This is a genomic window from Synechococcus sp. R50.1 (genome assembly GCF_047462115.1).
Classification (GTDB): domain Bacteria; phylum Cyanobacteriota; class Cyanobacteriia; order Thermostichales; family Thermostichaceae; genus Thermostichus.
In genome coordinates this window covers 1-13,144 of record NZ_JANSIN010000018.1, presented here as the reverse complement: position 1 = coordinate 13,144, position 13,144 = coordinate 1, and the positions used below count along the sequence as shown (strand labels likewise).

Sequence of the window (13,144 nt, the reverse complement as noted above, 5' to 3'; positions counted from 1 at the left end):
ATCCGAGCCGATCTGGATAGAGGAGAGGGGACAATACCCCTCTCCTTTCTGCAGATCCCCGAACCAGGGAGCCTCAAACCTCATTCACAGCCCAGGCAAAATCTGGGCCAACACGTCCGCACTGTTCAGGAGCATGTAGGCAAACAGGGCACCGCCAACGCCGCCCACCAGAAACCCTCCCGCCAACTGGCTCCAGCCGGCACGGGTGCGCAAGTTTTCGGGCAAGTCCTCCGATCCTGCCGGTACTCGCACCGGCTGAGGGGATCCCTGCGATTCCGCCATCAGTTGCACTCCCGGCGTCGGATAGGCCACCTCTCCATAGGGGGTGTTCACCACCGCCACCAGCCGCGAGCGCGGAAAAGAGACTCGTCCATAGATCGAAAGACAAACCGTTAGGATCAGCACCAGACCAATGGCCGCCAGCGTACCTGCCGTCAGGGCTTGCTCCGAATTCCGCAGCGGACTCAACTTGTAAAACGGCCCCACCAGGAAGTACCCATGGGCCATGCCGATCTCCAAACCGCGCAGGAAAGGCGACAAGCCCTCCCGGTAGATGGGCAGGTTTTGCAGCAGCAGCAGGGTGAGATCGCCCTGGTTTACCGGCGTGTCCAAGTTGCCCACCTGGGGATCTGTGGCTCGCACCCAGCCCCCGCGCTGGAAGTCAAAGCCGCTGGCCGCCGCCCGCGCCCGGATGGCATGCCAGATGTGCCCCGCCAAAAACAGGATCCCCAAGACAAAGTGGGCTGTAGCCAACCAGGTACGGCTGCTTACAATTCCCCTTTCGTCAGCGGCCAGCCCCAGCGGCCCGTAAAAAGCCGCAGGGTAGGCGATCTCATTGACGCTGACAAAATAGGCCGCCAAGATGCCCATGTAAGCCAGGGCCCCCAGGCTGTAGGAGAGGTAGGCTTCGCCCGAGTAGATCAAGACTTGCTTGGCCCAGGCAAAGGGGCGCGTGGCTATGTGCCACCATCCCCCCAGCACGCAGAGCAGGCCCACGTAGATGTGTCCCCCCACCAGGTCTTCCAGGTTGTCCACGGCGGCCATGCCCTGCTGACCCATCAGCGGCGTCAAGTAGGCGAAGATCCGCAGCGGATTGAGGGTGGGATCCGCAACGATCCGCACGCGGCCCAGGTTGGCATCGTACAGCCCTCCCCAAAAGAGAGCCTTGGCCACCAGCAGCCATGCACCCAGCCCCAGCAGCAGCAGGTGGATGCCGAGGATGGTGGTCATCTTGTCGTCATCTTCCCAGTCGTAGCCGAAAAACTCGGCAAAGGTTTTCCCCTTGCTCAGCACCTCTGGTCCCAAAAGGGCATGGAAGATCCCTCCTGCCCCCAGCACTGCCGAGGCAATTAGGTGCAGAACGCCCACGACAAAAAAGGGATAGGGATCCGTAACCACCCCTTCTGCGTTGACGCCGATGCCCAAGCTGGCCAGATGGGGCAACAAAATCAGCCCCTGGCTGTACATAGGTTGATTTGGATCCCAGTGGGCCACCTCGAACAAGGTCATGCCGCCGGCCCACAGCATGATCAGCCCCGCATGGGCCACGTGGGCCCCCAGCAGCTTTCCGGATAGGTTGAGCAAACGAGCATTCCCTGCCAACCAACTGACCTGAGGGGATCCCTCAGCAGAAGTAGGCGATGAAGATAGAACTGCGCCGGTCATGACAAACTCCCACAGTATCAATGACAAGTTAAGAAGCCGGGTTTGAATTACAGATTGAAGAGCGTTTTTAGTTTAGCCGTCCACTCTTTAATTCGTTTTTCCGTCAGCTCTGGTTGGTTATCTTCGTCCAGAGCAAGGCCGACAAACTCACCGTCAACCACTCCCTTAGACTCGTTGAACTCGTAGCCTTCTGTAGGCCAGGAGCCGACATTTTTGCCGCCACGCTCGGCAATTTTTTCGGCCAGGATCCCCATGGCATCTTGAAAGTTGTCGGGATAGCCCAACTGATCCCCAACTCCAAAGTAGGCTACCGTCTTACCGGAAAAATCGATCTCATCCAAATTTGGGAAAAAACCATCCCAATCAGCCTGAAGCTCCCCAATATTCCAAGTTGGACAGCCGATGATTAAGTAGTCGTACTTCTCAAAGTCCTCAATGCTGGCCTCGGCAATGTCAATTAAATCTACATTGTCTTCGCCCAGCTCTTTTTGAATCATCTCGGCAGCTCTTTCGGTATTTCCGGTTTGAGTGCCGAAAAATAGACCTATTTTTGCCATTGCTCCTACCTCGAAACTGCAAGTGCGAAGCTCAAAATCAGATGGCTAGATAGTCAATGCCTTCAGCGTGCCGTTAGGCCTGCTGTGCAGCGAGCTCTACTCTGCCGGTACGGAAATTGAATCCTCGGGCTTTCAGGGCATGGAAAAGGTGGCCCTGAAGGAAGAAAAAGGCCAGCCAAAAATGGGCATTGGCCAGCCAAACCCTAGATGTGAGAGCTCCCCCTTGCTCAAAGAAGGGATAGCGATCCAAGCCCACCTGCAGCAGCGGCCCATAGAAAACTTCGGGATAGACCACTGGGTTAACGGCAACGAAATAGGCGGCAATAAATCCCATCAAGGCCAAAGCTCCCAAGCTGTAGGAAAGATAAGCTTCCCCAGACCAGATAAAAATCCGTTCTGCCCAGGCAAAAGGCTTGGTCGCGATATGCCAAACCCCACCTGACACCAGGAGCAAGCCCAGCCAGAGGTGGCCGCCCACCACGTCTTCTAAAGTGTCCACCCCGGCGATCCAGTGGCGCCCTTCTATGCCCAACAGGTGGCCAAAGGGGTTCCAGTTGGGAGACACCAGGCGCACCTCTCCTGCCACCGGGTCGAACAAGCCGCCAAACACCACTGCCTTGAGCACCAAAAGCCAGGCTCCCAATCCCAGCAGCACCAGGTGGATCCCTAGGATGGTGGTCATCTTGTTTTTGTCTTGCCAGTCGTAGCTAAACAGGGGAAAGGCTTTGGGATCCAGCACCGCCGGCCCGCGCAGGGCATGAAAAATGCCGCCAAACCCCAAAAAGGCAGAGCTGATGAGGTGGATCGCTCCCACCGCAAAGTAGATATCCGTATCCAGGACTTCCCCGCCGGATCCCACCCCCAGCCCCAAGCTGGCCAGGTGGGGCAAGAGAATCAGCCCCTGCTCATACATCGGTCGGCTGGGGTCAAACTTGGCCAACTCGATCAGGGTCATCGCCCCTGCCCAGAGAACGATCAGCCCGGCATGGGCCACATGCGCCCCCAGCAGCCGGCCAGAAAGATCGGTCAAACGGGCGTTGCCCGCCCACCACGGGATCTGTTGTTGCGAGCTAGATCCCCCTTCTTGCTTGAGTGTCGTCGCTGTCATCTCCGCTCCTCTTGCGTTTCTAAACAAGCTTTTCTAGGAAAAGGCCAGAGACCTTGCCCCAGGCCCGCCTCTGGCCGCACGGACACATCCTTTCGAGACACGTAACCAACTGTTGAGAGTAAATCTCAACAGCGAGCTGTGACCTACTCTAGGCTTCTTGCAAACAAATATCAATGTCTTTAGAGTTAAGTTTTGTTAAGAGTCGGACTTGTATCCGCCCATAGCCCCACCTGGGGAAGCTGCAGATGGAAGCTGGCCCGCAGAGGGACGAGCCGGGCGATCCGGTGGCAGCCGGTGATAAAAATCTCTCCCTTCTTAAGATTGAGTCGCAATAGCTGGATTACAATCAAGCCAAAGTTGGCCAAGTCGAGGGCAAAGGAGTCGGAGGAGATGTCGAGGTATCTGAAGCTGTGGACGGGGATAGGGCTTTATGTTCTGGTCAGCGGGGCCGCTTGCGGGGAAACCCAAAAGGATCCCTCGGCTGCGGGCGGCGGGGATCCACCGGCCCTGAGCCAGGCTTCGCCTCAGCAGGCAGCTCAAATGAACCCGGAGTGTCGGCCTATCCCGGTGGATGGCGGCGGCGAGGGTGGGGAAGAAGGGGCAGGCTCTCGCCGGCCAGCCGTTGTGCTCTCTCCTGAGCAGCGGTTTCAGGATCGGCAGATTTTGCTCGACTTTGCCGATCAGGTGGTGATCCCTGCCTATGAGCAGTTGGTCGCCGATACCCAGGCCCTGTCTCAGGCCATCCAGGCCTTCGTGCAAGATCCCAATGCCCAGACTTTGCAAGCGGCTCGCCAGGCTTGGTCTGTTGCCCGCATCACTTGGGAGGAGAGCGAGGCTTTTGCCTTTGGGCCGGCGGCTTATTTGGGGCTGGATGCGGATTTGGACGAATGGCCCCTGAACGAGGTGGAGGTGCTGGAAGTTCTCAACAGCGGCGATCCCCTCACTCCAGAGACCGTGGCCGAGTTGGAAAGCGGGCAAAAGGGATTTCATGCCGTGGCCTTCTTGCTCTTTGGCGTGGATAACAACAAGTCTTTGCAAGACTTTACCGAGCGGGATCGGGAGTACTTGGCTGCCCTTGGCCCAGTTTTGGCGGATACGGCGGCAAAGCTGCTCAAAAGCTGGACAGAGGGAGTGCAAGGGCTGCCTGCTTTTCGCGAAGAATGGGTAAAAGCCGGCGAGGGCAGCAAGAGTTATCTCACGCTGCAAGCTGCTGCTGAAGAAATAGCCCAAGGTATTCTCGGCATGTTGGACGAGCTGGGCAAGGTCAAAATTGGCGAAGCCTTCGCCCAGCAAAATCCTTTTCTGCTGGAAAGTCGCTTTGCCCACCATTCGCTGCCGGAGTTCCAGGCCAATGTGCGCAGCGTTCAGTATGCTTACTTGGGCGGATTTAGAGATAGAAAAGGTCGTGGCCTGAGCCAATTTGTCCGGGACATCAATCCCAATTTGGATAGTCAAATTCAGTCGGAGTTACAAGCAGCGGCGGCGGCTCTCCAGGGGATCCCTGCCCCTATCGAAAAAAGCCTTTGCGATGCCAATGCCCGTGGATCTATTACTGCCGCTATGGAAAAAATTGAAGACGCTTTCGACAGCTTTGCTCAGGAAGTTGTGCCGCTCCTGCAGTAGTAAGAAAGTCCCAAAAGAGCTGAGTTGCCGATATTTTGATAGCCGATGCGTCGTCTTCTCCAGATTTTCATGCTGGGATTGGCCTCTCTTTGGGCGGCGAGCTTTCTGGCTTTCCCCGCTGCCCCAGAGGGATCCCAGCCATTGCCCCCTCGAGCGGGTGGCGAAACAACCCTTTGGAACCGCACCTCAACAGCCTACGAGCAGCCGGCTCCCAACTTGGATCCCCGCTGGGCCAGGTTGCATGCCCTGGGGGACATCGCCTTTGAGGCTCGCTTCGTCACCGCTCCGGCGCCTGTTAACCCCGGCCTTGGGCCTCTGTTCAACAACAACTCCTGCGCCGGTTGTCATGTTAAAAACGGCCGAGGTTTTCCTGACAAGGGGCAGCGGGTCGTCAGAGTCAGCCAGGTTGGATCCCTGGATAGAAGCGGGGATCCCCAGCCTTTTGGATGGGAGGCCATTGCTCCTCATAGCAACACTCCCCCTGTGGCCGGCATCGGCACGCAGGTTCAAGAAAAGGCCGTTCGGGGCTATCGGCCAGAGGCCAAGGTGGAGTTGCACTGGGTAGAGCAGACCAGAGAGTACGCCGACGGAACTCCCTACAGGCTGCGTTCTCCTGTTGTAAAGCTGTTAACTCTGGAGGGATCGCCCATCGATCCTGTCCTCATCTCCCTGCGGATCCCCCAGCCGGTGTTTGGAGCGGGCCTACTGGAGGCCGTTCCCGCTTCTAGGATCCTGGCAGCAGCCGATCCTGACGACGCCGATGGGGATGGCATCTCTGGCCGCCCCAACTTGGTTTGGGATCAAGAGCAGCAGCGTCTGGTGCTGGGACGGTTTGGTTGGAAAGCCAATACCCCCAACCTCAGGCAACAAACTGCGGCCGCCTACGCCAACGACATGGGTGTCACGAATCCTCTTTTTCCGGCCGCGGATGGCAGCCAAGATATCGACGAGGCCACTCTCCAAGCGACAACCGTTTACGTGCAAACCCTGGCCGTGCCTGGCCGCGCCCTTTGGCAGGATCCCCAAGTTCAGCGAGGGGAAAAGCTCTTCGTCCAAGCCCAATGCGCCAAGTGTCACCGACCAGAGCTACAAACCGGCATTCATGAGATCCCTGCCCTGGCCAACCAAGTCATCCACCCCTACACCGATTTGCTGTTGCATGACATGGGCGAAGGACTAGCAGATGGCCGCGCTGACTTCGAGGCCACGGGCCGAGAATGGCGCACCCCCCCTTTGTGGGGCATCGGCTTGTCGCAGACAGTTCTGCCCTCCTCCGGCTATTTGCACGATGGCCGCGCCCGCAGCCTCGAGGAGGCCATTCTCTGGCATGGGGGAGAAGCTGAACGCTCCCGCGAGATCTTTAAAAATATGGCTGCTGAAGACAGAGAAGCCCTGCTCTATTTTCTTCGATCCCTCTAGAGCTCTGCCCATTTCCGCAGCAGGTTCGCGTAAACTTTGGAGATCAAATCAAAGTGGCGTGTCTTGCCCGATTCCTGAAACATCTGCTGCCGCACAGTCTGTAAATCAAAGAGGATCTCGCGTTCTTGCGGATCCCTAATTAGGCTTTGAACCCAACTGACGGCAGCATAGCGGATCCCACGGGTTACAGGCTCAACTCGGTGCAAGGTGGAAGCAGGATAGAGGATCAAAGCACCCGCCGGCAGCTTGTAGGCTTGCTCCCCCTCGCTACTCTCGATCTTCAGCTCACCGCCATCATAGTCTTCAGGGGCACTTAGAAATAGCGTAAAGGAAATATCCGTGCGCATCAGCTGATGCCGATCGAGCATCAGCGCATCGTCGGTATGAGTGCCATAGGACATTCCCGCTTCGTAGCAGCTAATTAAAATGGAATGAATGAGCTTGGGCCGGGCAGCCATCTGGAACAACAAATTACGCTCTAGAGCTGCCAAGATAATCTCCTCTATCTTCCGTTGCTGAAGGGATCCCTTTGGCATTTGCCTATTGTTTTTGACAAGCCTGGCATTCCAGCCTGCCGTCAGAGCACCATCCACAAATTCAGCATCGGCTATGAGGGACAGAATCTGTTGCAATTCTGCTAAACTAAGAACATCGCCAATACACAAGATCATTATCAACCTCTAAAAAGCAAAATACATGACACCTTCTACACTAGCAAAACAAGCCTTATGAAAATCATGCCTACTTCGAGCATCCCTCGGAAACCTTAAGCATCTAGCAGAGAAAGTAGAGATCTTTTGCCCTATGCAGCCACCTTCTGGTATTCGACAAAAAGAGCTCTGCGAGCTATTGGGCTTAGACTACAAGGCTGTTGCCACCGAGGCAAAGCGTCTGGGCTTGAGCACACATGCCTATCTGCAACAGAAAACAGGTTGGATCCTGAAGGATGAACTCTATTATCCGCCCGGCACTACCTTTGACAAGTCAGCAGATGGCGAGTCAGTAGGATCGTCCCCTACCCCCTCAGAGGATTTGTCCTCTAGCAGCAAAATCAATTCCAGAAAAAGGAAAGACATCCTCTCACTGCTGTTGTTGCTTGTTGTCCTGTTAGCTGCCATCTTGCTGGCCCGTCGCTTAGATCCAGAGGCAACTCGAGAATTTATAGCAAAACTAGGCCCCTGGGCACCCCTTGCCCTGATTGGATTACGCTCCCTGAGTATTATTATTCCTGCCATACCCAGCACCCTTTACTCCATCTTGGCAGGAGCCCTCTTTGGATTTGGATCGGGAATCCTTTACATTGCAATTGCTGATTTTATCTCTTGTACACTTAACTTCTACCTAGCCAGAAAGTTTGGTAGAGACCTAGTACAGCGAGTAGTTGGGCGACAATGGATGTACAAAGTCGATGCCCTTTCAGCTAACTATCTGGAAAACAATATTTTTCTTACAGCTGGTTTTTTAATGACGGGCCTATTCGACTTTGTCGCCTACGCCGCCGGCCTAACCCAAATAAAATGGCAGAACTTTCTTCTCGCCCTAGCTTTGGGCATTGCCGTCTCTACACCCCCAGTAGTGGCTCTGGGGGCAGGGATCCTAGAGCAGGGAAGGTGGCTGCTGGGCTTTGCTTTGCTGGGAATGTTTGCTTTGGCGATGTTAAGCGGCTGGCTGAGTAAAAGGCGGCGTTCTTAACTTGCCTTTGATAAAGTCAGAACAAAAGCAAGGTCAGCAGTGGCTTCTAACTCATGGGGAACATTTGCCGAAATTAAGACAAATATGCCCGGAGATAGAGAGATCTTCTCACCTGCAAGGGTTAAGACTCCAGTTCCTTCAATGACGTGGAGAGTAGCGTCCCTTGTGGAGGTATGCTCGGAAATACTTGTGCCTCCCGCCATACAGAAAAGAGTATGTTGGCAGACTTCACTTTTCCAAATGATCTTGCTGAGAACTCCTTCCACAGAATAAGCAATGTGATCTTTGAGCTGCAAAAAAGGTGACTCAGGGGAGACAAGAGACATCATTAAGCCTCCTTCTTGGCAATCAGTATGATGTAGCCTAGGTTATTTCGATATCGGCTAAAGATTTGCTTCATAGATAAGATCCGCTGCCGGATTACAGGACGTGTAAGCACATTCCACACCATAGTTAAGAGCGTCGGCAATCCTTCCTCTGTAGCAATAGCAACGGGATTGAGCAAAGTTAAGGGGCCGGTGGCATACTGGACAACCGTAAGATTTGCTTGCTGAACAGTTGCAAGCCAGCTGTCAGTAGATAAAGGATTGGCATTGACATGGATTACGGAGGATAACTCCTTGCGGATAGCGTCGCTGTTGGATCCCTCAACTCGCAGCTCATGGCTGAGGAACTTACCCCCTGGCTTGAGGCAATTGTAAATCCCTGACAAAATCTTAGATTTTCCTGCATCGGACTGCATTGTTAAAATAGCTTCCGCCAAGACATAGTCAAATTTCTGATCGATTTGATCTAGGTGAAAGATATCGCCCTCGAGGATCTCAACTTGGCCAGCTAGCCCTGCTGCAGAAACATTAGCGCGAGTGCGAGCAATGTTATCTGGATTTTTCTCAATGCCGGTAACATGTATGCCATAGCGCTTTGCCAATCGAATAGCCGTGTAGCCAAGGCCTGAGGCAAGTTCCAGCACAGTTTCTCCTCGACGGAACTCGGCAAACTTGAAGAGCCGTTCGGTAGCGCCAAAGCCCCCCGGTCGAAGTGCCTTTTTACCTGCCGCAGCCAGTACCTGGTGTCCAGGTGCATTTTTTAAGTCCAGCTTAGACATAGGTAACTCCAAAGCTTTGCAGAATTGGGAAATATAGCATGGAGCAGATAGTGAAGACTTCTTTACTACTGATCAATCCATCCTCCTTCCGAAGTTGGTTTGCTAAGTGCTGCTATTGTACCCCTTGAGTCCTTAACAGGCTGTACCCTGTGGCCATCTGTTTTGAGCTTGGCTGTGAGCACCTCATCACCTTCTATAATGAGAGATGCCCACAGCCGCAAAGAAAAACTTATTTTTCTCAGCTATTCGAAAAATCGAATATTAGAGAAGAGGAAAAGTTGAGGGGATGAACTTTTTTGGCCATCCTGCTCTTCCCAAATTCTTCTCTCAACCAGAATCCAATACCGACCTATTTTTTGATAACGATCTTCGTAGATCATCTTTGCTTGAGTTTTTTCTCCAGTTCCTGGGCTACAATACTCAGCAGTGTAGTGAGTGGGTAGGTAGCCCTCACCTGTATCGTAAAACTCTTGAACTGAGACTGTAATTGTCCGATTGGCAAGATGGCGATGTACCATTTGAATGTGCTTGCCCTGAACCCAGTACCTATCGGTAGAAGATAAGCCCGAAACAAGAACTTCAGTGATGTCTGAATTTTGTGGCTCTCCATAGGCAAAGGTGTGGCCACCGTGTTCCTCGTCGAAGGAATGACGAACGCGATGCACCATGACTTCCCACATCTGTTCCCGTATTTTCTGGCGGATCTCCTCGTCCTCGACGCCGGCAACATCGATCTTCATGTTGCGGTCAATACTCACAACTCCTGAGAAGGAGAGGCTGCTGTCACCTTCTTTGGGAAAGTAGGTTATCTCAGCTCGGTAGCCAGGAAAGTCTTTGTCCCAGGTGTAGCGATTCTCAAAAGCCTCCTTGAATAGCTCTCGGGCCGGAGCTTGCTGTGCTGCCATAATCTCCTCCTTAATGAGAAGTTTTACTATTTAAATCCTAGTAGAGGCTGATGGCTGGCCTTGGGATTTTAAGGTTTCCTTATGACTGGCCACCCGCTCAGCTCTCTTTTTCTCGAAGTTTCTCGAAGTTCTTGGCGGTTACCGATGGGCAGGAAGGCGGAACCTCAATCCTTCACTTGGCCTGAGGGGAGCCTTGAAGTTAATGAAAACCATTGGCAAGGCGCTGTCCACTGGCAACAGAGGGAGAGAGCTAAGCTAAAGCTCGGCGCTGTTGGCCTTTTGGCGACAAGCTGGCAGGAAGAGAGTCTGCTTTCTCAACTCACTCCATGTCCAAAATCCAACCCCTGAACCCAGAGCGGATCGCCCAGATGGCCGCGGGAGAGGTGATCGACTCGCTGGGGGCTGCTCTGCGAGAATTGCTGGAAAATGCCCTCGATGCTCAGGCCACCCGCATTCAGGTGGAGATCTGGCCCAGCCGCTGGCAGGTGCGGGTGGCCGATAACGGCCAAGGGATCCCCGCTTCGGAGCTGGAGCAGGTGGCCCGTCGCCACACCACCAGCAAGTTGGACGGTTGCAGCCTGGGGTTTCGGGGCGAAGCCTTGCACAGCCTGGCCCGGCTGGGATCCCTGACCATTCAGACCCGCCACGCTGACGATGCCCACGGCTGGCTGGCCACCTACGACCGCCAAGGGGAGCTGGCCCACCAGCAGCCGGCAGCCACTGCCTTGGGAACGGTGGTGACGGTGGCGGATTTGTTTGCCGATTGGCCCTTGCGCCGCTGCTCCCTGCCCCAGACTCGCCCGCTCTTGACGCTGGTGCAGAATGCGGCCTTGGCCCATCCTTGGGTCAGTTGGCAGGTGCATCAGGAAGGGCAATTGCTGCTCAGCCTCTGGCCGGGAAAATCTCTGCAAGATCTGCTGCTGCAGGTGTTGCCGCAGGTGGATCCCACGGATCTGCGCTATCGGCGGATCCAGGATGGGGATAGCGATTGGGAAGTGGTGCTGGGCCTGCCGGATCGCCTGCATCGCCCCCACCCCGATTGGATCCGTGTGGCCGTAAACGGACGGTTTGTGCAGATGCCCGACTGGCAACGGCTGATCCAGTCGGTTTTTCACCACGCGTTGCCTCGCCACCGTCATCCACTGGTGGTTGTTCACCTGCGCCTGCCCCCAGAGCAGGTGGATTGGAACCGTCATCCTGCCAAAAGCGAGCTCTACCTGGAGAATCTGACGGCCCGCCAGGAGCAGTTGCGCCAACACCTGCACTCCCTTCTGCAATTGGGATCCGGGCAAGCCAGCCGCCGCTCTGTGCATCTGATCCGGGCCAGCGAGGCCAAGGTGGTCTATCGAGTCTCGCCCGATCTCCAGAGCCGTTTTCCTCCCTCTGACCGCCCAACTTCTCTCCTGCCCCCCCTCAAGGCGCTGGCCCAACTGCATCGGACTTACATCTTGGCGGAGCACCCCCAGGGGTTATGGCTGGTGGAGCAACACCTGGCCCACGAGCGAGTTCGCTATGAGTACATCCAGCAGCATTGGCAACTGGTGGCACCGGCGACGCCCGTAACGCTGCAAGGACTATCGCCCCAAGCCCTGGAGCGGTTGGAGCAGTTGGGGCTGGAGCCAGAACCCTTCGGCCCCAATACCCATCTCATTCGACGCCTCCCTTTGGCTTTGGAGTCGGAAGATCCAGAAGAGGTGCAGGGATCCCTGCTGGAGCTCAGTGGTTGTCAAGATTTGCAGGCAGCCCAGGTAACAGTGGCCTGTCGAGGGGCCTTGCCCAATGGGATCCCCCTCACCCTAGAGCAGATGCAACGGTTGCTAGATGCCTGGCAGCGCACCGCCAACCCCCATACTTGTCCCCATGGCCGCCCAGTGTATCTGGCCTTGGCAGAAAAAGATCTGGCCCGCTACTTCCGCCGCCGTTGGGGTCTCTGTGACCGGCCTATCTCCGAGTCCAAACTGGGATCCCTATGGGAGCTGGATCCGCTGGGAGACAGGTTTGCCGCCCAGGTGCGCTCTTCTGCGTCGGATCCCACGGACGAGCCCAGCTCCACCCCACTATAATCGGGGGTGTCCAACTGCTGAAACCCCTGAAACTCCATGGCTTCTTATCTCAAACTCAAAGCCCAAGAAGAGACCTGGCTGCAGCGCCATTCCCGTCTGATCTTGGCGATCTTGGCCGGCCTGGGATCCCTGTTGACGGCCTATCTCACCTACACCAAGCTGACGGAGCAGCCCGCTGCCTTCTGCACGGGGGATGGGGGGTGTGACCTGGTGCTCTCCAGTCGTTGGGCAGAGTTTTTGGGGATCCCGACAGCGGCTGTTGGCCTGCTGGGGTTTCTGGGAGTCTTGGCGCTGGCGGTGCTGCCGGATGGGATCCCACTGGTGAAGCGGTGGCGCTGGCCGGCCCTGTTTGGCTTGGTTTCCGCCATGACCGCCTTTGAGATGTACATGCTTTACCTGATGGTGGCAGTGCTACGGCAATTCTGCATGTACTGCACCACCGCGATCATCTTGGTGGCAGGGCTATGGCTGGTGACCATGCTGGGCCACCGCTGGCTGGATGGGGGCAAGCTGGCCTTCAGCTACATTCTGGTGGCCTTTCTCACATTGGTGACCACGATTGGGGTGTACGCCAACCAAGTTCCCCCGCCTAGCCCCCTGGCGGTAGGGTTAGCAGCCCACCTGCGGCAGATCGGCGGCACTATGTACGGGGCCTATTGGTGCCCCCATTGTCAAGAACAAAAGGAGCTGTTCGGATCGGCTTTTGAGCAAGTGCCCTACGTGGAGTGCTCCCCCAACGGCCCCGGCACTCCACAGGCTCGAGAATGTACAGAAGCGGGGATCACCAGCTATCCCACCTGGATCATCAATGGCCGCACCTACACAGGCGTTCGCTCTCTGGAAGCCTTGGCAGTGGCCTCTGGCTATCCGCTGGAAGAGCATGACTCTAGTCAATAATAAGCTCAACTATACTGAAAATAATTTAATAACATGTTCAGTACGGATTACTACCAGTTGATCTTTCTGTTTACTTTCGAGTCTGCCAACATGGTAGCCAAAGCAAAGCA

12 protein-coding genes and 1 pseudogene are annotated in these 13,144 nt (G+C 55.5%); 6 read left to right on the top strand and 7 right to left on the bottom strand.

What is annotated here, in order from left to right; all coding sequences use genetic code 11:
- Window positions 1-84 precede the first annotated feature (84 nt).
- The 3 genes from NW870_RS06400 to NW870_RS06390 all read right to left on the bottom strand — a co-directional run bounded on the left by NW870_RS06400 (window position 85) and on the right by NW870_RS06390 (window position 3,330).
- Window positions 85-1,665 carry a chlorophyll a/b binding light-harvesting protein gene (locus NW870_RS06400; RefSeq protein WP_414374509.1) on the bottom strand — a complete coding sequence of 527 codons (1,581 nt, stop codon included), beginning with the start codon at window positions 1,663-1,665 and terminating at the stop codon, window positions 85-87.
- Window positions 1,666-1,712: 47 nt separating this feature from the next.
- Complete coding sequence (gene fldA, locus NW870_RS06395) at window positions 1,713-2,222, bottom strand: flavodoxin FldA (protein ID WP_414374508.1); 510 nt, start codon at window positions 2,220-2,222, stop codon at window positions 1,713-1,715.
- A gap of 73 nt (window positions 2,223-2,295) precedes the next feature.
- Window positions 2,296-3,330: a chlorophyll a/b binding light-harvesting protein gene (locus NW870_RS06390; RefSeq protein ID WP_099812753.1), complete on the bottom strand. Its 1,035-nt coding sequence runs from the start codon at window positions 3,328-3,330 to the stop codon at window positions 2,296-2,298.
- 390 nt (window positions 3,331-3,720) lie between these two features.
- Between NW870_RS06390 and NW870_RS06385 the strand changes: the two genes are divergently transcribed.
- Both NW870_RS06385 and NW870_RS06380 read left to right on the top strand, forming a co-directional pair.
- The gene (locus tag NW870_RS06385; protein WP_011433843.1) at window positions 3,721-4,953 is read left to right on the top strand and encodes an imelysin family protein; all 1,233 of its coding nucleotides are present in this window, start codon (window positions 3,721-3,723) and stop codon (window positions 4,951-4,953) included.
- Between the two features lie 45 nt (window positions 4,954-4,998).
- Window positions 4,999-6,372 carry a di-heme oxidoredictase family protein gene (locus NW870_RS06380; protein WP_011433844.1) on the top strand — a complete coding sequence of 458 codons (1,374 nt, stop codon included), beginning with the start codon at window positions 4,999-5,001 and terminating at the stop codon, window positions 6,370-6,372.
- Here NW870_RS06380 and NW870_RS06375 read toward each other — a convergent pair.
- The gene (locus tag NW870_RS06375; protein WP_011431398.1) at window positions 6,369-7,043 is read right to left on the bottom strand and encodes a Fe2+-dependent dioxygenase; all 675 of its coding nucleotides are present in this window, start codon (window positions 7,041-7,043) and stop codon (window positions 6,369-6,371) included. The genes NW870_RS06380 and NW870_RS06375 overlap by 4 nt on opposite strands.
- A 133-nt stretch (window positions 7,044-7,176) precedes the next feature.
- Between NW870_RS06375 and NW870_RS06370 the strand changes: the two genes are divergently transcribed.
- Window positions 7,177-8,064 carry a TVP38/TMEM64 family protein gene (locus NW870_RS06370; RefSeq protein WP_228375352.1) on the top strand — a complete coding sequence of 296 codons (888 nt, stop codon included), beginning with the start codon at window positions 7,177-7,179 and terminating at the stop codon, window positions 8,062-8,064.
- On the opposite strand, the gene NW870_RS06365 is transcribed toward NW870_RS06370, so the two are convergent.
- Together NW870_RS06365 and NW870_RS06360 are read right to left on the bottom strand one after the other, a co-directional pair.
- On the bottom strand, window positions 8,061-8,393 hold the full coding sequence (locus NW870_RS06365) for a cupin domain-containing protein (RefSeq protein WP_011433845.1): 333 nt from the start codon (window positions 8,391-8,393) through the stop codon (window positions 8,061-8,063). The genes NW870_RS06370 and NW870_RS06365 overlap by 4 nt on opposite strands.
- The gene (locus NW870_RS06360; protein WP_011431400.1) at window positions 8,393-9,169 is read right to left on the bottom strand and encodes an SAM-dependent methyltransferase; all 777 of its coding nucleotides are present in this window, start codon (window positions 9,167-9,169) and stop codon (window positions 8,393-8,395) included. Before NW870_RS06360 ends, NW870_RS06365 begins: the two co-directional genes overlap by 1 nt.
- Before the next feature lie 11 nt (window positions 9,170-9,180).
- Here NW870_RS06360 and NW870_RS06355 point away from each other — a divergent pair.
- Window positions 9,181-9,297: pseudogene (locus NW870_RS06355) on the top strand (IS630 family transposase); the annotation flags it as partial.
- A gap of 114 nt (window positions 9,298-9,411) precedes the next feature.
- On the opposite strand, the gene NW870_RS06350 reads toward NW870_RS06355, so the two are convergent.
- On the bottom strand, window positions 9,412-10,074 hold the full coding sequence (locus NW870_RS06350) for a DUF3386 domain-containing protein (RefSeq protein WP_011431401.1): 663 nt from the start codon (window positions 10,072-10,074) through the stop codon (window positions 9,412-9,414).
- A 326-nt stretch (window positions 10,075-10,400) separates the two neighbouring features.
- Here NW870_RS06350 and mutL point away from each other — a divergent pair, with 326 nt between their 5' ends.
- A complete protein-coding gene (gene mutL, locus NW870_RS06345) occupies window positions 10,401-12,137 on the top strand; it encodes a DNA mismatch repair endonuclease MutL (protein ID WP_414374507.1) in 1,737 nt (578 codons plus the stop codon).
- 36 nt (window positions 12,138-12,173) lie between these two features.
- Window positions 12,174-13,034, top strand: a complete 861-nt coding sequence (locus NW870_RS06340) for a vitamin K epoxide reductase family protein (RefSeq protein WP_414374506.1) — start codon at window positions 12,174-12,176, stop codon at window positions 13,032-13,034.
- The last annotated feature ends 110 nt before the right edge of the window (window positions 13,035-13,144 follow it).